Raw genomic sequence first — 23,428 nt, 5'->3', positions numbered from 1 at the left:
TGGATGGTGACAATCACGGTTTACAACCTCGTCCAACACTTCCTCACAATGCGCCCGCGCTTACACGCCGACTGCATGATGGAAGTCTAACGACACATCGACCCAATCTGTTGACATAGCTTGACGATTTTTTGGCCTCTATTCGCCCCTTGCACGAAGATGTGCGCTGTAGTGTGCAAGCAGCGACGCGTTGACGTGTCAATCGAAGAACCGAGTGAAGTCGGAGACAGGTGCACGCTCGGTGATGAGTGTGTTTTCGATGGCGGATGCGTCGGCATACCCCATCGACATACCGCACACGACCATTTCGTCATCAGGCAACACCAGGTGCGCCTTGATGATGCGATGGAATTGCGTGAAGGCCGCTTGCGGACACGTATCGATGCCACGTGCACGCGCCGCCACCATCACGGCTTCGAGGAACATGCCGTAGTCAAGCCAACTCCCCTGCTCCATCACGCGATCGATGCTGAAGATGAGGCCGACCGGCGCATCGAAGAAGCGGAAGTTACGCGCGTGCTGTGCATGCATGCGCTCCTTCTCCGCGCGGCCGATGCCCAGCAGGCTGTATAGGTCCCAACCCACTTTGCGCCGGCGGCTTTGATACGGATCGACCCACGTGCGCGGGTAGTACGGATACTCCTCGCGATGCAGCGTATCGACCTCCGGATGTTCGTATGCAGCCAGTACGGATTCCGACAGTCGCGCCTTCGACTCGCCCGTCAGCACATAGACCTTCCATGGCTGCGTATTGCTGCCTGAGGGCGCACGGCGCGCGACATCCAGAATGGCTTCGATATCCTCCCGCGCGACAGGCTTGGGGAGGAACGCGCGAATCGAACGGCGCGACGTGATGGCCTGGTCGACGAGCTCGACCTCGTTGGGGCTGGGGCGGCGATCGTTCATGACAAGGCAGGTCACTCAAGCGGCGATGTTGGCGGCCAACGGTTCCAGCACAGCACGCAACGCCTCTGGCAGCGGCACCGGACGACGCGTTTCACGATCAACATAGACGTGTACGAAATGCCCTTGCGCTGCTGCGTCACGCGCATCGCCTCGGAACAGCCCTACCTCATAACGCACGCTGGTGTTGCCCAGGCGCGCAACGCGCAAGCCCGCAACCACCGGATCAGGAAACGACAGCGGCGCGAAGTAGTTGCACTGCGTCTCGATGACGAGGCCGATGGTGTCGCTGTGCTCGGGGTCCAGCACGCCTTGCTCGATCAGGTAGGCATTCACCACGGTATCGAAGTAGCTGTAGTAGACGACGTTGTTGACGTGGCCGTAGACGTCGTTGTCCATCCAGCGTGTGGTGATGGTGTGGAAGTGGCGGTAGTCGTCGCGCGTCTGTCGAGGCGTGCTCATGCTGGCGTGCACTCAGGTGTTTGGAAAACTACGAGGATACGCCAGCCAGTTTCAAGTCAGCGGCGCTTACTTGCGGATCACCAGCGCCACACCGCACGCAGCGATCACCATGCCGAGTGCGGCCAGCGGCGGAAAGCGCTCGCCAAACAGCGCCCAGGCCATCACCGCAGTCGTTGGCGGCGTCAGATAAAGGAGAGACGTCACCCTGGTCGCCGCGCCCTTGCGAATCAGCACGAACAGCAGCGAGATTGCACCGATGGACAGCGCCAGCACCGACCACACCAGCGAGCCAATCATCTGCGCAGTCCAGTGCACCTCGCGCGTCTCGAACAGGAACATGAACGGCAGGCACAGCAGCGCCGACGCGCCGAACTGAATGCATGCCCCCATACGCAGATCAAACACCGGGCAATGGCGCTTCTGATACAGCGTGCCAATCGTGATCGACAGCAGCGCGCCCACGCACAGCGCCAGCGTCGTCACGCCCACGCCGGCCAGATGCAGCTTGTTCGCCACCACCAGCCCCACCCCGGCGATACCGCACAGCAGACCCAGCCACTGGCGGCCCGTTACGCGCTCGCCGCGCATGGATACATACAAGGCCGTGAGGATGGGCTGCATGCCGACAATCAGCGCCGTCATCCCCGCCGGCATACCGAGCTTGACTGCCGCCCACACGCCGGCCAGATAGCCCCACTGCATCAACACACCCGCCACGGCGAGGTGACCAATCATTGTCCAATCGACGTCATGCGTGCCCGCGCGGCGCGGCAGCGGCACCCGCGCCAACCACACGAGCGGCAGCAGACACACCAGCACACCAACAAAGCGCAGGAAGAGGAAGGTGATCGGCTCGGCGTACGGCATGCCGTACTTGGCCACGATAAAACCCGTGCTCCAGATCAGCACGAACAGCCACGGCATGGCGGCCACGAACAAGGAATCGCGGGCCGGCGCAGGCGCGGCGGAATACGCTTGGGTCATGCGGAAAGCGGAAGAGAGATGGAAGCAGAGGCAGCCTCGTCGCGTGCCGCCCAGCGCTGTGCATGTCGGGCAGCCAGCGCGATCGTCTGCGCGTGGACGGCCACGGTGTCGTCGATATTGTTGCCATAGCCGCCCGCCATGGTAACGGCAATCGGAATCCGCCGTTGATATGCAAAATCAAACACCTGCTGGTCGCGTGCGGCCAGCCCTGCCATCGTCAGCTTGAGCCGCCCCAGACGGTCACCTTCGTGCGGATCGGCGCCAGCCAGGTAAATGATGAGGCTAGGCTTGAAGCGCCCGGCCAGGATGTCGAGCGCACCGGTCAGGGCTTCCAGATAGTCGTGATCGCCGCAGCCGTCGTGCAGGCCTACATCCAGGTCGGACGCCTCCTTGCGGAACGGGTAGTTCTTCTCACCGTGCACCGACAACGTGAACACCGAAGCGTCGTCACGCAGGATCGACGCGGTGCCATTGCCCTGGTGCACATCCAGATCGACGATGGCGACGGGAAACTCCGCGGGCGCCCTGCCCGGCTGACGCTGCATCCAACGCGAAGCGATGGCCGCGTCGTTGAAGACACAAAAACCGGCGCCCTTGTCTGCATAGGCGTGATGCGTACCGCCCGCCAGATTGACGGCAATACCGTCGGTCATCGCGGCTTCACAAGCTGCCATCGTTGCGCCGGCGGACCGGCGACTACGCTCCACCATCTCCGGCGACCACGGGAAGCCGATTTCACGCTGGCGCGCCGGATCCAGCAGGCCGGCACTCACCGCCTGCACATAACCAGGCGCATGCGCCAGCAGCAAAGCCTGGTCGTCGGCGCGCGGCGCTTCGTGCATCGCCAACCCGGGCACCTCGATCAACACCCGCTCGCGTAACTCACTGTATTTACGCATCGGAAAACGGTGACCAGGGGGCAGCGGCAGCACAAAGTGATCGGTATAGAACGCCCGCATGAGAGATAACAAATAATTGCAGCGCAACAGAATTGGCGAACGGACGCATCCTAACCTAGGCTGCGACAGTATGTTTTTTGAGACGAAATTGCCGCTTAATGCATGAGAGCGACTTCGTCACGCACCACAAATGCGCATTCTTTTGCCACAAAAAGTTGTGCCAAACGGTTTGCCGCGCAATTCCTGTGCACGAAAAATCAGCCAATTCTGATTTTTGTGCGATGCACAAAAGCCGCTTGACACTGGTTTGGCGTTCAACAACAATGGAATTGTTGCGATGCACCATCCCTAAGCCATCGCGATGTCGCCTGGAAGGCCCGACGCAGACCGTCATGCTTTGTACATCTGGGCGATCTAAATTTTGAATTTGATTCCCCGTCCACCTTGCATTGGAGAGACAACATGCTGACTCAGGAACAGATCGCTGCGGCGCACAAGGCCAACCTGGAAACCTTCTTTGGCCTGACCAACAAGGCTTTCGAAGGCGTCGAGAAACTGGTCGAACTGAACCTGCAAGTCGTCAAGGCTACCCTGGCCGAAAACGTCGAGCACGCCAAGAAGGCCCTGACCGCCAAAGACGCGCAAGAACTGCTGTCGGTGCAAACCGCTGCTGTTCAGCCGCTGGCAGAAAAGGTTCTGGCTTACAGCCGCCACCTGTACGAAATCGCTTCGGACACGCAAACCGAGTTCAGCAAGGCTGCTGAATCGCAAATCGCCGAAAACAGCCGCAAGCTGCAAGCGCTGGTCGACAACGTGTCGAAGAACGCCCCGGCTGGTTCGGAATCGGCTGTTGCCCTGGTGAAGTCGGCTCTGTCGGCCGCCAACAACGCGTACGACTCGGTCCAGAAGGCCACCAAGCAAGCTGTGGAACTGGCTGAAAGCAACTTCCACGCTGCTGCCAACGCTGCCAGCAAGGCAACCGCGCAAGCTTCGGCTCAAGCGCGTGCTGCCACCAGCAAGAAGACCACGACCGCTGCCTAATCGGTCTGAGGCTTTCTGCTCAAGCGGGTCTCCTTCGGGAGGCCCGTTTTGTTTTGGGCGCTCGAATCCATCCTCCAAACATATCGTTTGCGTGCATTTGAGCGGAACCGAAACGCATGCCCAGCGGTCAATCCCACCGTGTTCGTTAGTTTGTCTCCTCGGTACCGCCAGAGAAAAACTTGTCCTCAGTGGTGATCAGTGGGTACCTTTGACCCGGCCTCGGCCGGGTTTTTTGTGTGCGCTCGAATCGCCCAGCCCTTCAAACTGCGAACTTTTGTGGATGCCCGGCGCTCCATCCTATATTGCGGATTACCGCCCCTGCCCCACGCCGATGTCCCGCGAATCCCTGACCAAACGCGGCCTGATCTTTCTGGCCGCGCTCATCCTGCTCTTCGAAGAATGGATCTGGAACGCCATGCTGCGGGCAACTGCGCGACTGGTGAGGCACCCGTGGGTCCAGGCCGCAGAGCGCAGGTTGGCCACATTCGAGCCCATCGAGGCGCTGTGCGTGTTCATCCTGCCGATGCTGGTGCTGTTGCCCTTCAAGCTGGCCGCCTTTTACGTGTTGGCGCGCGGCAAGGTGATCGCGGGCACGCTGGTGCTGATCGTGGCAAAAGTGGCCAGCACCGCGCTGGGGGCACGTATCTACTACGTCGTCCGCCCGCAACTGCACACGATCGCGTGGTACCTCCACTGGGAGACGGCGTTCCTGGCCTGGAAGCGCCGCATGGTCACCGCACTGCGCGCCACGCCGACATGGCAAGCCCTGCAAGCGCGCATCGCCATCTGGCGGGCGCATCGCCATGGGCTGATACGTCTGGCTTGGCGGCGGCTGACCGCAACGCTGCGCTTGCTACGCCGGCACCGTCGCCGCGCCGAACCCCGGCACTGAGCCGTCCTGCGTACAAACAAGAAGGGCCGCTCAATTGAGCAGCCCTTCCCGTTTTACTGGCTTAGTTTTTCGGTTGCCCCAAAAACAAGACGGTTAATTGCAGATCAGCGCTTACGAGCCGGCGGCACATCCGTACAAACGCCTTCGTAGATTTCCGCGGCCATGCCCACCGACTCACCCAGTGTCGGGTGCGGGTGGATGGTCTTACCGATATCTACGGCATCTGCGCCCATCTCGATGGCCAGGCAGATCTCGCTGATGAGGTCGCCCGCATGCGTGCCGACAATGCCACCGCCGATGATGCGATGCGTTTCCTCGTCGAAGATGACCTTGGTGAAGCCCTCGTCGCGGCCGTTGGCGATCGCACGGCCCGAAGCGGCCCACGGGAACACGCCCTTGCCGTACTTGATGCCCTGTGCCTTGCACTGGTCTTCGGTCAGGCCGGCCCAGGCCACTTCCGGATCGGTAAAGGCCACCGACGGAATCTGCTTGGCATCGAAGTACGCCTTCTCGCCATGCGCGGCTTCCGCAGCCACGTGGCCCTCATGCACGGCCTTGTGCGCCAGCATCGGCTGACCGACGATGTCGCCGATCGCGTAGATGTGCGACACGTTGGTGCGCTGTTGCTTGTCCACGTCGATGAAGCCACGGTCCGTCACGGCCACTCCGGCCTTCTCGGCGCCGATGCGCTTGCCGTTCGGGCTACGGCCCACGGCCACCAGCACCATGTCGTAGCGCTGCGGCTCAGCCGGTGCGGCTTCGCCCTCGAACTTGACGTAGATGCCGTCCGGCTTGGCTTCGACACCAACGGTCTTGGTCTTGAGCATGACCTTGTCGAAGCGGCCCTTGTTCATCTTGTCCCACACCTTGACGAGGTCGCGGTCAGCGCCCTGCATCAGGCCGTCGAGCATTTCCACCACGTCGATGCGTGCGCCCAGCGTGCTGTACACCGTCGCCATTTCCAGGCCGATGATGCCGCCGCCGATGACCAACATCTTGGCAGGCACTTCACGGAGTTCCAGCGCGCCGGTCGAGTCAACGATGCGCGGGTCTTCCGGAATGAACGGCAGTTTCACGGCCTCGCTACCCGCAGCGATGATCGCCTTGGCGAAGCGGATGACCTTCTTCTCACCGGTGGTTGCCTTACCAGCGCCATCGGTCAGTTGCACTTCCAGGTGATTCGGATCGAGGAACGTGCCGACGCCGCGCACGACCTGCACCTTGCGTGCCTTGGCCATGCCAGCCAGGCCGCCGGTCAGCTTGCCGATCACGGATTCCTTGTGCTTGCGCAGTTGGTTGATATCAACCTTCGGCTCGCTGTAGACGATGCCGTGTGCGGCCATCGCCTTGACTTCTTCCATCACGGCGGCCGTGTGCAACAGCGCCTTCGACGGGATGCAGCCCACGTTCAGGCAGACGCCACCCAGTGTGGAGAAACGCTCGACCAGCACGGTATTCATGCCCAGATCCGCGCTGCGGAAAGCAGCCGAGTAACCGCCGGGGCCGGAGCCGAGAACGAGCATCTCGCATTCGATATCCGCGCCGCCAGCATGCTTGGCCGCTTGCGGAGCCGGTGCCGAAGGTGCGGGCACGGCAGCAGGCGCTGCGGCAGGAGCCGGCGCTTGGGCCGGTGCCGGCGCTGCGGCTGCACCGGCTTCCGCCGTGGCGATCACCGTGCCTTGACTGACCTTGTCGCCCACCTTGATCTTGACTTCGACAATCTTGCCGGCCACATCCGACGGCACATCCATGGTGGCCTTGTCGGTTTCCAGCGTGATCAGCGCCTGATCAACGGTGACGGCATCGCCCGCCTTCACCATCACTTCAATGACGTCCACGTCCTTGTAGTCGCCGATATCCGGCACCTTGATTTCCACCACGCTCATTCCTGACTCCTTGTTCTTGTCGTCGGCTGCAGGCACTCGCCTTGGCCGCCGACGCTTTCAATCCTGCAGACGCACCGTGTGCACTTCGATCGGGCCGCCGGAGCTCTTGTCGAACTCCACGCCCGCCGACACACCGACCTGCGCGACATCCGCCGCCGTCTTACCCGGCATATCGAACACCGCCGACATCGCCCCCAGCGCAAAATTGCGCCCCGAGCCGATGCCCCAGAAACGGTCGAACGAGAACACCTCGCGGTACGAATAGACGCCGTAGATGCCGGTTGCGTTGGCGATCAGGCAAGTGATCTGCGACGACTCGTAGGGGTCGTCGTCGTCTTCCTTGGTGTTGACGAAATACTCATCCTTGAGCTTTTCGTGCACCTTGAGGAAGGTCCGGAAGACGTCGTCGCGCGTGCCGAGACGGCACTCATCCGCTAGCCCCGTCAGCAAGCTGCGCATGACTGGGAAGTGAGCCGTCGTACCCGCCAGCGCGATCAACGAATCGCCGACCTGGAAGATCTTCTGGTTCTGCTCGTAGCCGCGCGCCAGGCGCGTATCGCCGAACGTCACCAGAGAATCGGCTGCGATTGCCACTTCGCCGTCTTTCTTGACTACCACGCACGTCGTCATGTCGTCCTCGCGAAAAATTCGCCGACCGCTGCAAACCCATGTGGGCCCTAAGGGAGATGATAGGCACAGGCCCGAAGCCAGATGCCCACCACACCCACTCGGTGCCCGCGCGGGCTTACAGGCTGACGCGGCGGAAGTCCGCCAGCAGGCTGCCCAGATACGCGTTGAAGCGTGCAGCCTCCGCGCCATCGATCACGCGGTGATCGTACGACAGCGACAGCGGCAGCGTCAGGCGCGGCACGAACTGCTTGCCGTCCCACACCGGCTTCTGATAGCCGCGCGACAGGCCCAGGATGGCCACTTCCGGCGCATTGATGATCGGCGTGAAGTGCGTGCCGCCAATGCCGCCCAGCGACGAGATCGAGAAGCAGCCGCCTTGCATCTGGTCCGGCTTGAGCTTGCCTTCGCGCGCGGCCTTCGACAGGTCGGCCATTTCCTTGGCGATATCGACCACGCTCTTCTTGTCCGCATCGCGGATCACCGGCACCACCAGCCCGTTGGGCGTATCGGCCGCAAAGCCGATGTGGTAGTACTGCTTGAAGACGAGGTTGTCGCCGTCCAGGCTGGCGTTGAAGGTCGGGAACTTCTTCAGCGCCGAGACCACCGCCTTGATCACGAACGCCAGCATCGTGAACTTCACGCCGGCCTTTTCGTGCTCCTTGTTCATCTGCACGCGGAAAGCTTCCAGCTCAGTGATGTCCGCTTCGTCGTTGTTCGTGACGTGGGGGATCATGACCCAGTTGCGATGCAGGTTCGCGCCCGAAATCTTCTTGATGCGCGACAGCGGCTTCGGATCAACCGGGCCGAACTTGGTGAAGTCCACCTTCGGCCACGGCAGCAGGTTCAGTTCGCCACCGCCAGCCGGTGCGCCTGCAGCGGCCTTGCCCGGGGCTGTAGCCTGGCCGCTCATCACGCCCTTGACGTAGCGCTGCACGTCTTCCTGCGTGATGCGGTTTTTCGGGCCCGTGCCGCCAACCAGGTTGACGTTCACGCCGAGTTCACGCGCGTACTTGCGGACCGACGGGCTGGCATGGGCTGCCTTGCCCACCGTGCCGACCGTGTCAGCGGTGTAAGTTGCAGGTGCAGCAGCCGGAGCAGCGGCAGGCACAGCGGCGGGAGCCGGGCTCGGTGCAGCGGCAGCCGGTGCAGGCGCCGGAGCTTGTGCGGGTGCCGGTGCAGCGGCAGCACCGCCAGCGCCTTCCAGCACGACGATCAGCGTGCCTTCCGACACCGCATCGCCCACCTTCACGCGGATTTCCTTAACGACGCCTGCTGCCGGCGACGGCACGTCCATCGTGGCCTTGTCCGACTCGAGCGTGATCAGCGACTGCTCGGCTTCCACCTTGTCGCCCACCTTCACGCTGATCTCGATGACCGGCACGTCGGTGTAGTCGCCGATGTCCGGGACCTTCACCTCAACCGTGCCGCCACCTGCTGCTGCCGACGCGGGGGCCGGAGCTTGCGCAGCGGGTGCGGGAGCCGGCGCAGCAGCGGCCGGAGCCGGTGCGGGCGCAGCTTGTGCGGCGGCAGGCGCCGGAGCGGCAGCAGCGCCCTGCTCTTCGAGCAGCAGCACCAGCGAGCCTTCCGACACGGTGTCGCCCACCTTGATCTTCACTTCCTTGACGACGCCGCTCTTGGGCGACGGTACGTCCATGGTCGCCTTGTCCGATTCCAGCGTGACCAGCGAATCCTCAGCGTTGACGGTATCGCCTGCTTTGACCAGCACTTCGATCACCGGGACGTCTTTGTAGTCGCCGATGTCCGGCACCTTGATTTCTACGACTTGACTCATTCTTCTGTCTCCAGAGGGTCTGGCGGCGAGTGCGTCCGGCGGCGGGCACAAACTGCTCCGCAGGCTACCGCATCGTGCAGGCAAATGCACGTCGCGAAAAGTCTGTCAGAGCGGTGCCCGGCCGGGGACGCAACCCGCGCGCCCGGCGGCTCCGTTATACGGTCATCGGGTTGGGCTTGTTCGGATCGAGGTTGTACTTCTTCAGTGCCTCGGCCACCTTTTCGCGCGGCAGCACGCCTTCATCGGCGAGCGCCTTGAGCGACGCGACCGTCACCCAGTAGCGGTCCACCTCGAAGAAGTGGCGCAGCTTCTCGCGGGTATCCGAGCGGCCGAAGCCATCGGTGCCCAGCACCACGTAGCGACGCGGCACGAAGGCGCGGATCTGCTCGGCGAACGTACGGACGTAGTCGGTCGATGCGATGACCGGGCCGCGTGCGTTCTTAAGCAGCTTCTCGACGTGCGATTCGCGTTGCGGTTCGGTCGGGTTGAGCAGGTTCCAGCGTGTGGTGGCGTTGCCTTCGCGGGCCAGCTCGGTAAAGCTCGGGCAGCCCCACAGGTCGGACTCGACACCCCAGTCTTTCTTCAGCAGATCAGCAGCGGCAATCACTTCACGGAAGATCGTGCCCGAGCCCAGCAGCTGCACGCGCGGTGCGTTGCTGTTCTCGACGCCCTTCTTGAACTGGTACATCCCCTTGATGATGTCGGCCTCGACACCCGCCGGCATTTCCGGGTGTTCGTAGTTCTCGTTCATCACCGTCAGGTAGTAGTAGACGTCTTCCTGCTCGACATACATGCGGCGCAGGCCGTCTTGCATCACCACCGCCAGTTCGTACTGGAAGGTCGGGTCATACGAGATGCAGTTCGGGATGGCAGCGTGGTACACGTGCGAGTGGCCGTCTTCGTGCTGCAGGCCTTCGCCGTTCAGCGTGGTGCGGCCAGCGGTGCCACCCAGCAGGAAGCCGCGCGAGCGCATGTCGCCAGCGGCCCAGCAGAGGTCGCCGATACGCTGGATACCGAACATCGAGTAGTAGATGTAGAACGGGATCATCGCCACGCCATGCGTCGAATACGACGTGGCGGCCGCGATCCAGTCGCACATGGCGCCGGCTTCGTTGATGCCCTCTTGCAGCACCTGACCCGTCTGCGATTCCTTGTAGAACATCAGTTGGTCGTGATCCTGCGGCACGTACTTCTGGCCTTCCTGGTTCCAGATACCGACCTGGCGGAACAGACCTTCCATACCGAACGTGCGCGATTCATCCGGCACGATGGGCACAACGTGCTTACCGACGTTCTTGTCCTTGAGCAGGATGTTCAGGATCCGCACGAAGGCCATCGTCGTGGACACTTCGCGGCCTTCACCGGTGGCCTTGAGCAGCGCGTCGAACGCCGACAACGCAGGCACTTGCAGTGGGTCCGCCTTCTGACGACGGGCCGGCAGGTAGCCGCCCAGGTCCATGCGCGCCTTGCGCATGTATTCCAGTTCCTTCGAGCCCTCTTCGAACTTGACGTACGGAACGTGCTCGAGCTGGTCGTCAGCCACCGGGATGTTGAAGCGATCGCGCAGCTTGCGGATGGCGTCCACCGGCATCTTCTTCTGCTGGTGGGCGATGTTCATCGCTTCGCCGGCTTCGCCCATGCCATAGCCCTTGATGGTCTTGGCGAGGATGACGGTCGGCTGGCCCTTGTGGTTGCTCGCCGATTGGAATGCCGCGTAAATCTTGTGCGGATCATGGCCGCCGCGGTTCAGCGCCCAGATGTCGTCGTCGGACCAGTCGGCCACCATGGCCTTGAGTTCCGGCGTGTTGAAGAAGTGCTCGCGCACGTAGGCGCCGCTCTTCGACTTGAAGGTCTGGTACTCGCCGTCGACGCATTCCATCATGCGGCTCATCAGCAGGCCCTTGGTGTCGCGCGCCAGCAGTTGATCCCAGCGGCTGCCCCAGATGACCTTGATGACGTTCCAGCCGGCGCCGCGGAATTCGCTCTCCAGCTCTTGAATGATCTTGCCGTTGCCGCGCACCGGGCCATCCAGGCGCTGCAGGTTGCAGTTGATCACGAAGACGAGGTTGTCCAGCTTCTCACGGCCGGCCATGCCGATTGCGCCCAGCGATTCCGGCTCGTCGGTTTCGCCGTCGCCCAGGAAGGCCCAGACCTTGCGGTTTTCCCAGTTCTGGATCAGGCCGCGGCTGGCCAGGTACTTGGTGAAGCGCGCCTGGTAAATCGCCATGATCGGGCCCAGACCCATCGACACGGTCGGGAACTGCCAGAAATCCGGCATCAGCCACGGGTGCGGATACGACGAGATGCCCTTGCCGTCCACTTCCTGGCGGAAGCTGTCGAGCTGTTCTTCCGACAGGCGGCCCAGCAGGAAAGCGCGCGAGTACACGCCCGGCGCCGAGTGGCCCTGCACAAAGACCATGTCGCCGCCGTGCTTGTCCGACGGAGCGTGCCAGAAGTGGTTGTAGCCGACGTCATACAGCGTGGCTGCGGACGCGAACGACGAGATGTGGCCACCGACGTTGGTGTCCTTGTTCGCGCGCAGCACCATCGCCATGGCGTTCCAGCGCGTGTACGAACGGATGCGATGCTCGATTTCCTGGTCGCCGGGAATGCGGTCCTGGTTCTCGACCGGAATCGTATTGATATAGGGGGTTTCTGCGTGCAGCGGCGAGGTCACGCCGTTGATGCGGGCGTACTCGATCTGCTTGTCGAGGAGGAACGCCGCGCGCTGCGGGCCTTCCGCGCCGATGACGCCTTGCAGCGCCTCCAGCCATTCCTTGGTTTCCTGGGGATCGACGTCGCTGGCGCGCGTGGCGCCCAGGACTTGCTCTGGTACGGCCGACATGGCGGTCTCCTTGGTAGCAGTAACGGTAGGTGCGTCTCTTTAGATTGGGGGTACCCCAACTTTTGCGCTGATTCTATGGGCTCCCGCAAATGCAGCACAAGCGTAATTTTCAAATTGCGATATGGTTTTTTATAATGTGGAATATTGCGGCACTGCAAAACAAATCACTTTTAACGCTGCAGCGCAGCATTTCCCTGCAGACGAAATGTGCGTCACCAAGCGGTTTCCCCAAGCGACCAGCAGATTAATTGCCGTTACACTAGGTTTTGCGCAGTTGCACAGATGTCCACACCTTTACCTCCGCAGAATTCCGGCGTTCGTCCGCCCATCATGCTTTCCCCCTCCCACGCCTCACAGGATTCGGCTGCACCCGAGCCGGCGAAACCTGCCTCGCCCCCGGCGGTCTCGGTTTCAGTGCCCGCGCCCGAGTTGCCGCCCGATGAAGGCTCGCGCCCCAACGTGCCGCGCCGCCTGTGGATGACGCGCCTGAGCCGGCTGTGGACGACCAACTGGTTCATGTTCATTCCGCTGGTGGCCATCGTCCTGTTTGCCGGCGCGATGATCTTCATCCTGTATCAGCTGCACGCCACCGAGGTGCAGCAGCAGCGCGACGCCCTCTACCGCGATGCCGCCTGGGCCGAGCAGAAGGTGCGGCTGTCCCTGCAGAGCAACCAGGATCAAGTGGCGGCGCTGGCGCGCGACATTGGCGCCGCGCAGTTGGACCCAAGCGCCTACCGCGACGCCGCGCGCCAACTGCTGCGCGAAAACCCCGAGCTGGTCTTCATCAACTGGCTGGACGCCACCCGCCGCCCGCGCTGGGCCTTCCCGGCCAGCTCCGAGTTCGTCACCCGGGTGCGCGAAACGCGCGATCACCCGCTCGAAGCCGAGATCCAATCCGCCTATGATGCCGCGCGTGAGACGCAGCGTGCCGTCTACTCCCGCCCGATCCAGAACGAACGCGGCGAGAGCTTCATGCTGATGGAAGTACCGATCGTGCGGGACAACGAGTTCCTCGGCACGGTGGGCGCCATGTACTCCGTCACCGGCATCCTCACGCAACTGCTGCCGGGTGAACTGACCGATCGCTACCGGTTCTCCCTGGTCGACAAGAACAACGTAATCCGCGCCAGCACGTCGCTGCGCCCGGTGCCAAAGGCTGCGGCCTCGTACGAGGTGCTGCTGGACCCGCCGGGGCATTCGCTGTCGCTGCGGGCCGAAGCGTATCCGGCGCCGTCCAACCTGCCCAACAACATGCTGATGTGGCTGGTAGCGGGTCTGTCGTGCTTCGTGATCTGGAGCTTGTGGAGTGTCTGGCGCCACACCAGCCGCCGCTCCGAAGCACAGCGCGCCCTGCTGGCGGAAACCTCGTTCCGCCGCGCCATGGAGAACTCCATGGTGATCGGCATGCGCGCGCTCGACCTCAACGGCCGCATCACCTACGTGAACCCCGCGTTCTGCCGCATGATCGGCTGGACAGAGGCGGAACTGGTTGGCCGCATGCCGCCCTTCCCATACTGGCCACCCAACGAAATCGGCGAGATGCAGAAGCACATCGAGCTGACCCTACGCGGTAAGGCCCCTGCCAACGGCATGGAGCTGCGCATGATGCGCCGCGACGGCACGAGCTTCTACGCACGGATGTACGTCTCGCCGCTGATTGACGCGCGTGGCCGCCATACGGGCTGGATGAGTTCGATCACCGACATCACCGAACCCAAGCGCGCGCGCGAAGACTTGGCCGCCGCGCACGACCGCTTTACAACGGTGCTGGAGAGCTTGGACGCCGCCGTCTCCGTGCTGTCCACCGACAAGGCCGAGCTCCTGTTTGCCAACCGCTACTACCGCCAACTCTTCGGCTGGGAGGCCTTCGGCCACTTGCAGCTCTCAGGCCAGGACGTCAACACGGAAGACGTCTCCAGCGATGCGCTCGACATGGTCGACGGCTACGCCGGCCTGCCCGCCTCCGAACTGACGCCGCACGCTGCCGATGCGCGCGAAATCTACGTCCCGGCGATGCAGAAATGGTTTGAAGTGCGCCGCCGCTACATCCAATGGGTGGACGGCCACCTCGCGCAGATGCAGATCGCTACCGACATCACCGTGCGCAAGGCCGCCGAAGAAATGACGCGCCAGCACGAAGAGCGCCTGCAGTTCACCAGCCGCCTGACGACCATGGGCGAGATGGCATCGTCGCTGGCGCATGAGTTGAACCAGCCGCTGGCCGCCATCAACAACTACTGCATGGGCGCCGTCGGCCGCCTGAAGAGCGGGCGCAGCACGGCAGAAGAGCTGATTCCGGTGCTGGAAAAGACTTCCGCCCAGGCGGTGCGCGCCGGCACGATCATCCAGCGCATCCGCGGTTTCGTGAAACGCAGCCAGCCGCAGCGGCGCGAATCCGACCTGCGCGACATCGTGGCGGATGCCGTCGGCCTGGCCGAGCTGGAAGCCACGCGGCGCGGCATCACCATCCTCACGCGCCTGCCTGCCGAGCTGCCGCATCTGTACGTCGACCCGGTGCTGATCGAACAGGTCCTGGTCAACCTGCTCAAGAACGCCGCCGAAGCCATGGCCGCCCACCCGCGCCTGCGCGCCGCGAGCGTCCTGCGCCTGCACGCCAACCTGATCGACGACCCGGACAACTCCGTGCTGATCGAAGTCATCGACCAGGGCCCGGGCGTGGACGACAGCACCAAGGAACGCCTGTTCGAGCCCTTCTTCAGCACCAAGTCCGACGGCATGGGCATGGGCCTGAACATCTGCCGCTCCATCATAGAATCCCATCTCGGCAGGCTCTGGGTAGAAAACAATGCCGATGGCATCGGCTGTACGTTTAAAATCATCCTGCCGCTGAATCCGCTGTAATCCGCTGTAAATCGTTTTTAAAACAGAACGTAGACCGAGGACTCTCCATGAGCACAACGCCCGCAGCAGTTGCTCCGCGCAACGAAACCGTGTTCGTCGTCGACGACGATGAAGCCATGCGTGACTCATTGACGTGGCTGCTCGAGGGCAACGGCTACACCGTGCGCACCTACCGCAGCGCTGAAGAATTTCTCGTGGACGACAAGCGCACCGAAGGCGTCGGCTGCCTGATCCTTGACGTGCGCATGCAGGGCATGAGCGGCCCCGAGCTGCAAGACCGCCTCATGGCCGAAAACAGCCGCCTGCCGATCGTCTTTGTGACTGGCCACGGCGACGTACCGATGGCGGTGTCGACCATGAAGAAAGGCGCGGTCGACTTCATCGAGAAGCCGTTCGACGAATCGGAACTGCGTGAACTGGTCGAGCGCATGCTCAGCAAGGCCCGCTCGGAAGACTCCGTCGCGCGCGAGCAAAAGGCCGCCAAGGACCTGCTCGGTCGCCTGACCACGCGTGAGCAACAGGTGCTCGAGCGCATCGTTGCGGGCCGCCTGAACAAGCAGATTGCCGATGACCTGGGCATTTCCATCAAGACGGTGGAGGCGCACCGCGCCAACATCATGGAAAAGCTCAACGTGAACACAGTCGCCGACCTGCTGCGCCTGGCCCTCTCGCGCAATAGCTGATTCATTTTGTGGGCTGGTTGTGAGCAACCAGGGCGGCTGGAAGGAAGGCGCCGATTTATAATCGCGGTTTGCCCTCTCCCTCCTCCGCCCAGCCATGACCGCCCAACTCATTGACGGCAACGCGCTTGCCAAGCAACTCCGCGCCGAAGCCGCACAACGCGCCGCCGCCCTCACCGCGCGCGGCCACCAGCCCGGCCTGGCCGTCATCCTCGTCGGCGAAGACCCGGCCAGCCAGGTCTACGTGCGCAACAAGATCAAGGCGTGCGAAGACAACGGCTTCCTCTCCGTTTTCGACCGCTACCCCGCAGACCTGACCGAAGCCGACCTGCTCGGCCGCATCGATGCCCTGAACCGCGACCCGCGCATCCACGGCATCCTGGTGCAGTTGCCGCTGCCCAAGCACATCGACAGCCACAAGGTGCTTGAAGCCATCGCGCCCGAGAAGGACGTCGACGGTTTCCACGTGGCCAACGCCGGCGCGCTGATGACCGGCGCCCCGCTGTTCCGCCCGTGCACGCCATACGGCTGCATGAAGATGCTGGAATCGGTCAACTACCCGGTGCGCGGCGCCAATGCCGTGGTGGTGGGCGCCTCGAACATCGTCGGCAAGCCGATGGCGATGCTGCTGCTGCAAGCCGGCGCCACCATCACCATCTGCAACAGCAAGACACGCGACCTGGCCGCCCATACGCGTGAGGCCGACATCATCGTGGCCGCTGTGGGCCGCCGCAACATCATCACCGCCGACATGGTCAAACCCGGTGCCGTCGTCATCGACGTGGGCATGAACCGCGACGATGCCGGCAAGCTCTGCGGGGATGTCGACTTTGCTGGCGTCAAGGAAGTCGCCGGCTACATCACCCCGGTGCCGGGCGGCGTTGGCCCGATGACGATCACCATGCTGCTGATCAACACCTTGGAAGCCGCTGAACGTGTAGCCGCGGGAGCCTCGCTGGCAGCGTAAGCTTCACTTTCCACCATTGGAAACGGAAAAAGCGTCCCAACCTGATGGATCGGACGCTTTTTTTGCACCCGATTTTTCCTACTGAGCCCGCCATGACCGACATTTCGCTCCAAGCCAATAATCCGCTGCTCGATTTCTCCGGTCTGCCGCGCTTTGCGGACATTCGCCCCGAGCACATCACGCCGGCCATCGACGTGCTGCTCGAGCGCGCAGCGGCCGCGGTTGCCAAGGTCAAGGACCCAGCCACCCCGGTCAGCTGGAACACGGTTGTTACCGCGCTGGAAGACGCCACTGAGCCGCTGGGTCGCGCCTGGGGCGTGGTCGGCCACCTGAGCGCCGTGGTTGACACGCCAGCCTTGCGCGAAGCGCATGCCGCCAACCTGCCGCGTGTGACCGAGTTCTGGTCGGGCCTGGGGCAAGACCTTGAACTGTTCGAGAAATACAAGGCCATCGCGCAAAGCGCCGAATACGCCACACTGACTTCCGCCCGCAAGAAGCTGCTCGACAATGAACTGCGCGGCTTCCGCCTGGGCGGCGCCGAATTGCCGGAAGACCAGAAGCCACGTTTTGCCGCCATCCAGGAACAACAGGCGCAACTGACCAAGGCCTTCAGCGATCACGTGCTGGATGCCACCAACGCCTATGCACTGCTGATCGACGACGAAGCCCGCTTGACTGGCCTGCCCGACGACGCCAAGCAAGCCGCGCAGGAAGCCGCCCGCCGCGACAACCCAAACGCCACCGGCTGGAAGTTCACGCTGCACTTCCCGTCGTACTTCCCGGTGCTGCAATATGCGGAAGACCGCGCCTTGCGTCGCACGCTGTACGAAGCCAATGTCACGCGAGCCTCCGAGCTCGGCGCGCAATACGGCGGCGGCAAGGCTGAGTGGGACAACACCGCCAACATGGCCGAGCAGCTCGCGCTGCGCACAGAAGAGGCGCACATGCTCGGCTATCGTAACTTCGGCGAGGTATCGCTCGTGCCGAAGATGGCGGATTCGCCCGAAGACGTGCTGCGCTTCCTGAGCGAACTGGCCGATCGCGCCCTCCCCTTCGCGGAAAAAGACTGGGCCGAGCTGCAAGCCTTTGCGAAAGACAAACTCGGCATCGACAAGCTCGAGCCGTGGGACATGGCCTATGCCTCGGAAAAGCTGCGCGAAGCGCGCTATGCCTTCTCCGAGCAGGAGGTGAAGCAGTACTTCCCGGAGCCCGCCGTGCTGGATGGGCTGTTTGAAGTCGTGCAGACGCTGTTCTCGGTGAAGATCAGTCCGGAACAGGCCGAGGTGTGGCACCCGGATGTGCGCTTCTTCCGCGTCGAGTCGGCCCAGGGCGAGCTGCTCGCGCAGTTCTACATCGACCTGTATGCCCGCGAAGGCAAGCGCGGCGGCGCCTGGATGGACGACGCGCGCGGTCGCAAGCTGCTGGATGATGCCGGCGTGCAAACCCCGGTGGCCTACCTGACCTGCAACTTCTCCGGCCCGGTCGGCAACAAGCCCGCGCTGTTCACGCACGACGAGGTCATCACCCTGTTCCACGAATTCGGCCACGGCCTGCACCATATGCTCACGCAAGTCGATGAGCTGGGTGTGTCCGGCATCAACGGTGTGGAATGGGATGCGGTGGAATTGCCCTCCCAGTTCATGGAGAACTTCTGCTGGGAGTGGGAAGTGCTCTCGCGCATGACCTGCCACGCGGAGACCGGTCAGCCGCTGCCGCGCGCCCTGTACGACCGCATGCTCGCCGCGAAGAACTTCCAGAACGGCATGATGACGCTGCGCCAGATCGTGTTCTCGACGTTCGACATGCACTTGCATACGGATTTTGATCCGAAGGGTCAGACGTCGGTGCTGGAGCTGTCGCGTCAGGTCAACAACCGCTTCCATGTCGTGCCGCAGGCCGAGCTGTCACGCTGGCCGAATACGTTCAGCCACATCTTCGCGGGCGGCTACGCGGCGGGCTACTACAGCTACAAGTGGGCCGAGGTGCTGTCGGCAGATGCCTACGCGGCATTTGAGGAAGCCGGCAAGTTGAGTGGCTCGGTACTCGACGCCGAAACCGGCGCGCGCTACCGCCGCGAAGTGCTGGAAGTGGGTGGCAGCCGCCCGGCCATCGAATCGTTCACCGCCTTCCGTGGGCGGGCGCCGAGCATCGACGCGCTGCTGCGTCACGGCGGCATGGTGGCGGAAGCCGCCTGACGGCCTACGTAGCAAGAACAACGCCGCTTCGCGCGCAAGCCGAAGCGGCGTTGTTCATTGGGGCACGCGGAAATCGACGTGCGCTGGCCGGCCCGGCAGTGACAGCGCTGCATGCGGCGCCGGCGTACGAGCCACCACTTGGCCTCGCCGCATGACCAGCGTGCGCGTTGCACGCAAGCGGATCGCCTCGATGGGGTCACGTGCATCCAGCACCATCAGGTCTGCATGGCACCCGGGCGTGATGCCGTAACGCTCCAACCCAAGGATACGCGCGGGTGCTTCCGTCACCGCGGCAAAACACTGGCGCATAGCGTCTTGTCCCGTCATCTGCGCGACGTGCAAACCCATATGGGCGACCTCCAGCATGTCGCCTGAGCCCAGGCTGTACCACGGGTCCATCACGCAGTCGTGGCCAAAGGCGACGTCGATACCAGCGGCCAGCAGTTCCGGCACACGCGTCATGCCGCGCCGCTTCGGATACGTATCGGACCGCCCCTGCAGCGTGATGTTGATCAGCGGATTGGCAATCGCCGCCACGCCCGCCTCGCGCATCAGCGGCAGCAGCTTGCTGACGTAGTAGTTATCCATCGAGTGCATCGACGTGAGGTGCGAGCCGGCCACTCGCCCATGCAATCCCAGGCGATGCGTCTGCGCGGCGAGCGCTTCGATATGGCGCGAAAGCGGATCGTCGGACTCATCGCAATGCATGTCGACGCGCAGGCCGCACTCGGCAGCAAATTCACAGAGCAGGCGGATGGACTCGGCGCCATCCGCCATCGTCCGCTCGAAATGCGGGATGCCTCCAACGACATCCACGCCCATGCTGATGGCGCGCTTGAGGTTGTCAAAGGCGCCCGGGCTGCGCAGCAGACCGTCCTGCGGAAAAGCGACAAGCTGCAGATCCAGATATGGCGCCACCTGCCGCTTGACGTGAAGCAGCGCCTCGACGGCCAACAAACGCGGGTCGCACACGTCCACATGGGAACGGATTGCCAGCAGGCCGCGCGCCACGGCCCAGTCGCAGTAACGCAGAGCGCGTTCGACCAGCGCGTCCTGCGTGAGCGTTGGTTTGAGTTCGCCCCACAGCGAGATGCCTTCGAGCAACGTGCCGGACTGGTTCACGCGCGGCAAACCGTACGACAAGGTCGCATCCATATGGAAATGCGCATCGACAAACGGTGGGCTGACCAATGCCCCCGCTGCGTCGAACTCCTGCGCGCCATGCGCGGGCAACTGCGGCTGCACGGCCTCGATCCGTCCGGCGATGATGCCGATATCGATGCCAATGCGGCCGTCGGGCAAGCTGGCGTTGCGAATCACGAAATCCATACGGGCTCCTCATGCAACATGGCTGCCAATCTACCTCAAGCGGGTATGGCGGTAGCTTGGGCGCTTGATGGCACAATACGCTCGATTTGGACGGCGCCGCTTGTATGCGCCGTCGCCATTTGCAAGGACCGATCCCCCATGCGTGTCGCCACCTGGAACGTCAACTCCCTCAAAGTCCGCCTGCCGCAGGTGCTGCAATGGCTGGCAGAACGCGAAGCCGACGGCACGCCCATCGACCTGCTCTGCCTGCAGGAACTCAAGCTGCCCGATGACCACTACCCACTGGCAGAGTTGGACGCCGCAGGCTATGCGTCGCTCTTCACGGGCCAGAAGACCTACAACGGCGTCGCCATCCTCGCGCGCAAGGCTGCCGTGCCCGAGGGCCGCGACGTGGTGAAGAACATTCCCGGTTTTGCCGACGAACAGCAACGCATCGTGGCCGCCACCTATGACATGGCCGGCAGCCCGGTGCGCGTGATCTCCGCCTACATCCCCAACGGCCAGGCGCTGGACTCCGACAAGTTTGTCTATAAGCTGCGCTGGCTTGAAGCGCTGCAAGCGTGGCTGAAAGACGAGATGGCCGTGCACCCCCGTCTGATGTTGCTGGGCGACTTCAATATCGCCCCGGAAGACCGCGACGTGCACGACCCGAAGAAGTGGGAAGGCCAGAACCTGGTGTCGCCGGAAGAACGTGCGGCGTTTCGGGCGATGGAGCGTGCCGGGCTGGTCGACGCCTTCCGCATGTTCGAGCAGGAAGACAAGCTGTTCTCTTGGTGGGATTACCGGATGTTCGGCTTCAGGCGCAACGCCGGCCTGCGCATCGACCACATCATGCTGTCACCCGAACTCGCCAAGCTGTGCGAGTCGTGCCATATCGACAAGGTGCCGCGAGGGTGGGAGCAGCCGTCCGACCACACGCCGGTGGTCGCTGCGCTGCGCGACGCATAAGGTAGGTTCGGCATGGCATCCACCTTCAAGCACCGTAACTTGCCGCATCTGCTGCTGCGCGCGCGTGAGACCTTCATGGCGCGCTTCCGGCCGATCCTGCGCGAGCACGGCATCACCGAACAGCAATGGCGTGTGCTGCGTACGCTCAACGACACCGGCGACATGGAGCCCAACCAGCTCGCCGATGCGTGCCTGATCCTCAGCCCGAGCCTGACCCGGATGCTGGCGGCGATGGAGCAGTCCGAGATGATCGTGCGTACGCGATCGTCGGTGGATCAGCGACGGCAGGTGATTTCGCTCACGCCCAAGAGCCGCAGGTTCCTGGCCGATGTAGAGCCGCAAGTGGACGCGGAGTATGCACGCATCGAAGCCCAGCTTGGACGCGCGCGTCTGGATGCGCTCTATGTGGCCATCGACGAATCCATCCGGGTGATGGAAACGCACACGCCGATGTCCCGCTTTACCGGCGACGAATAACGCCCCTCAGTAGACGCTGCCGCCCGTCTGCGGCTTGGCGCCCTCGCCCTTGAACGCCTGAGCCAGTTGCTCGGCGCTGCGGGCCAGCAAGGTGACGTCCGTTCCGACTGCCACAAAAGTCGCCCCAAGCGACAAGTAATGCTTGGCCTGCGCCTGGTCAGCCGAGAGGATGCCCGCCGCCCTGCCCGAGGCCACGATACGGCGAATCGTGTCGTCGATCGTCTTGCGGACTTCCGGATGGCCGGGCTCGCCTAGGTGGCCCATGGACGCAGCCAGATCGCCTGGTCCGATAAAGACACCGTCCACCCCATCCACCGCAAGAATCGCATCGAGATGCGCCAGGCTCTCGGTCGTTTCCACCTGCACCAGCGTGCACATTTCCGCATTGGCACGGCGGAGGTAGTCGTCAACGCGATTCCAGCGTGACGCGCGGGCCAGCGCGCTGCCCACGCCGCGAATGCCCTCGGGCGGATAGCGCATCGCCTCAACGGCCGCGCGAGCCTCGTCTGCGCTTTGCACCATTGGCACCAGCAGTGTCTGTGCACCGATGTCCATCAGGCGCTTGATCTCGACGGCGTCATTCCAGGCCGGCCGCACGATCGGGTGCGAGGGATACGGCGCAACCGCCTGCAGCTGGGCCAGCGTGGATTGCAACTGGTTCGGCGCGTGCTCGTTGTCGATCAGCAGCCAGTCGAAGCCAGCCCCCGCGACGATCTCGGCCGAATACGGATGCGTCATCGCCAGCCAGAGGCCGATCTGCGGGCGGCGCTCGGCCAGCGCGCGCTTGAAGTGGTTCACCGGGAGCTGCATGACGGAAACATCCCTTGAGCGTTAAACGAAATGGCAGGCGATGCTGCCGAGCGGACCATAGTCGCAGTGAAATGTATCACCGGGGCGCGCGGGCACTGGGCGCGTGAACGAACCACCCAGAATGATTTGCCCCGGCTCCAGCGCCACACCGTGCGGTGCCAGCTTATTGGCCAGCCAGACCACGCCGTTGGCAGGATGGTTCAGCACGCCCGCCGCCACGCCGGTCTCTTCAATCACGGCATTGCGCGACAGGATGGCACCGACCCAGCGCAGGTCCACATCGCGCATGCGGATTGGGCGGCCACCCATCACCACGCCGGCATTGGCGGCGTTATCCGCGATCGTGTCGAACACCTTGCGCGGGCGACCGCTGTCCGGGTCGATGGACTGTGAACGCGCATCGATGATCTCCAGCGCCGGGATCACGTGATCCACCGCGTCGTACACGTCGAACAGCGTCACCTCCGGCCCCTCCAACCGCTTGCCGAGCACGAAGGCCAGCTCCACCTCCACACGCGGCACGATAAAGCGGTTGGCAGGAATCTCGCTGCCCTCGGCAAAGAACATGTCGTCAAGCAGCGCACCGTAGTCTGGCTCGTCGATCTGCGAGGACTGCTGCATCGCGCGCGAGGTCAGGCCGATCTTGTGGCCCTTCAGGCGTCGGCCCTCCTCCAGCTTCATGGTCACCCATTCGCGCTGGATGGCGTAGGCGTCTTCGATGGTGATCTCGGGGTGATCGAGTGAAACCTGGCGGATCTGCTTGCGGTCGATCTCGGCTTGGTGCAGGCGGCGCGCGATGGTCTGGATGGTCGTGGATTCGAGCATG

At 63.3% G+C, this 23,428-nt stretch carries 19 protein-coding genes; 8 read left to right on the top strand and 11 right to left on the bottom strand.

The window, feature by feature from the left end; translation table 11 throughout:
* Positions 1–198: 198 nt before the first annotated feature.
* The 4 genes from V6657_RS07680 to V6657_RS07665 form a co-directional block, all read right to left on the bottom strand.
* Entirely contained in the window at positions 199–906 is a 708-nt protein-coding gene (locus V6657_RS07680) for a nitroreductase (protein ID WP_048932526.1), read from the bottom strand.
* 15 nt (positions 907–921) lie between these two features.
* Positions 922–1,365 (bottom strand): thioesterase family protein, encoded by a 444-nt coding sequence (locus V6657_RS07675; RefSeq protein WP_048932527.1) that lies wholly within the window; start codon positions 1,363–1,365, stop codon positions 922–924.
* A 66-nt stretch (positions 1,366–1,431) separates the two neighbouring features.
* Positions 1,432–2,349, bottom strand: coding sequence for a DMT family transporter (locus tag V6657_RS07670; protein WP_048932528.1), 918 nt, complete (start codon positions 2,347–2,349; stop codon positions 1,432–1,434).
* Entirely contained in the window at positions 2,346–3,308 is a 963-nt protein-coding gene (locus tag V6657_RS07665; RefSeq protein WP_048932529.1) for a histone deacetylase, read from the bottom strand. Before V6657_RS07665 ends, V6657_RS07670 begins: the two co-directional genes overlap by 4 nt.
* 402 nt (positions 3,309–3,710) lie before the next feature.
* Here V6657_RS07665 and V6657_RS07660 point away from each other — a divergent pair, with 402 nt between their 5' ends.
* Positions 3,711–4,289 (top strand): phasin family protein, encoded by a 579-nt coding sequence (locus V6657_RS07660; RefSeq protein ID WP_021194645.1) that lies wholly within the window; start codon positions 3,711–3,713, stop codon positions 4,287–4,289.
* 331 nt (positions 4,290–4,620) lie between these two features.
* A complete protein-coding gene (locus tag V6657_RS07655) occupies positions 4,621–5,181 on the top strand; it encodes a hypothetical protein (RefSeq protein ID WP_048932530.1) in 561 nt (186 codons plus the stop codon).
* A gap of 104 nt (positions 5,182–5,285) precedes the next feature.
* Here the strand turns inward: V6657_RS07655 and lpdA are convergent, their stop codons facing one another.
* The 4 genes from lpdA to aceE form a co-directional block, all read right to left on the bottom strand.
* Positions 5,286–7,067, bottom strand: a complete 1,782-nt coding sequence (lpdA, locus tag V6657_RS07650) for a dihydrolipoyl dehydrogenase (RefSeq protein ID WP_048932531.1) — start codon at positions 7,065–7,067, stop codon at positions 5,286–5,288.
* Positions 7,068–7,124: 57 nt separating this feature from the next.
* Positions 7,125–7,697, bottom strand: coding sequence for an MFS transporter (locus V6657_RS07645; protein WP_048932532.1), 573 nt, complete (start codon positions 7,695–7,697; stop codon positions 7,125–7,127).
* Positions 7,698–7,812: 115 nt separating this feature from the next.
* Positions 7,813–9,489: a dihydrolipoyllysine-residue acetyltransferase gene (gene aceF, locus V6657_RS07640; RefSeq protein ID WP_048932533.1), complete on the bottom strand. Its 1,677-nt coding sequence runs from the start codon at positions 9,487–9,489 to the stop codon at positions 7,813–7,815.
* A gap of 154 nt (positions 9,490–9,643) precedes the next feature.
* The gene (gene aceE / locus V6657_RS07635) at positions 9,644–12,334 is read right to left on the bottom strand and encodes a pyruvate dehydrogenase (acetyl-transferring), homodimeric type (RefSeq protein WP_048932534.1); all 2,691 of its coding nucleotides are present in this window, start codon (positions 12,332–12,334) and stop codon (positions 9,644–9,646) included.
* Positions 12,335–12,664: 330 nt separating this feature from the next.
* Between aceE and V6657_RS07630 the strand changes: the two genes are divergently transcribed.
* The 4 genes from V6657_RS07630 to V6657_RS07615 all read left to right on the top strand — a co-directional run bounded on the left by V6657_RS07630 (position 12,665) and on the right by V6657_RS07615 (position 19,038).
* Positions 12,665–15,196, top strand: a complete 2,532-nt coding sequence (locus V6657_RS07630) for a PAS domain S-box protein (protein ID WP_137884633.1) — start codon at positions 12,665–12,667, stop codon at positions 15,194–15,196.
* A gap of 47 nt (positions 15,197–15,243) precedes the next feature.
* Positions 15,244–15,879 carry a response regulator transcription factor gene (locus tag V6657_RS07625; protein ID WP_021194652.1) on the top strand — a complete coding sequence of 212 codons (636 nt, stop codon included), beginning with the start codon at positions 15,244–15,246 and terminating at the stop codon, positions 15,877–15,879.
* Between the two features lie 94 nt (positions 15,880–15,973).
* Positions 15,974–16,843 carry a bifunctional methylenetetrahydrofolate dehydrogenase/methenyltetrahydrofolate cyclohydrolase FolD gene (gene folD, locus V6657_RS07620; RefSeq protein WP_048932536.1) on the top strand — a complete coding sequence of 290 codons (870 nt, stop codon included), beginning with the start codon at positions 15,974–15,976 and terminating at the stop codon, positions 16,841–16,843.
* Between the two features lie 92 nt (positions 16,844–16,935).
* Positions 16,936–19,038, top strand: coding sequence for a M3 family metallopeptidase (locus tag V6657_RS07615; protein WP_137884634.1), 2,103 nt, complete (start codon positions 16,936–16,938; stop codon positions 19,036–19,038).
* A gap of 54 nt (positions 19,039–19,092) precedes the next feature.
* Here the strand turns inward: V6657_RS07615 and V6657_RS07610 are convergent, their stop codons facing one another.
* Positions 19,093–20,367, bottom strand: coding sequence for an amidohydrolase family protein (locus V6657_RS07610; RefSeq protein ID WP_048932538.1), 1,275 nt, complete (start codon positions 20,365–20,367; stop codon positions 19,093–19,095).
* A gap of 138 nt (positions 20,368–20,505) precedes the next feature.
* Here V6657_RS07610 and xth point away from each other — a divergent pair, with 138 nt between their 5' ends.
* Entirely contained in the window at positions 20,506–21,315 is an 810-nt protein-coding gene (gene xth, locus V6657_RS07605; protein WP_048932539.1) for an exodeoxyribonuclease III, read from the top strand.
* 12 nt (positions 21,316–21,327) lie between these two features.
* Entirely contained in the window at positions 21,328–21,792 is a 465-nt protein-coding gene (hpaR, locus tag V6657_RS07600; RefSeq protein WP_021194657.1) for a homoprotocatechuate degradation operon regulator HpaR, read from the top strand.
* A gap of 6 nt (positions 21,793–21,798) precedes the next feature.
* On the opposite strand, the gene hpaI is transcribed toward hpaR, so the two are convergent.
* Both hpaI and hpaH read right to left on the bottom strand, forming a co-directional pair.
* Positions 21,799–22,602 (bottom strand): 4-hydroxy-2-oxoheptanedioate aldolase, encoded by an 804-nt coding sequence (hpaI, locus tag V6657_RS07595; protein ID WP_048932540.1) that lies wholly within the window; start codon positions 22,600–22,602, stop codon positions 21,799–21,801.
* 21 nt (positions 22,603–22,623) lie between these two features.
* A complete protein-coding gene (gene hpaH, locus V6657_RS07590; RefSeq protein WP_048932541.1) occupies positions 22,624–23,427 on the bottom strand; it encodes a 2-oxo-hept-4-ene-1,7-dioate hydratase in 804 nt (267 codons plus the stop codon).
* Between the last annotated feature and the right edge of the window lies 1 nt (position 23,428).

The sequence above is a fragment of the Ralstonia sp. RRA genome, assembly GCF_037023145.1.
In the GTDB taxonomy this organism is placed as follows: Bacteria; Pseudomonadota; Gammaproteobacteria; order Burkholderiales; family Burkholderiaceae; genus Ralstonia.
This window is presented reverse-complemented; position numbering and strand designations above follow the sequence as displayed.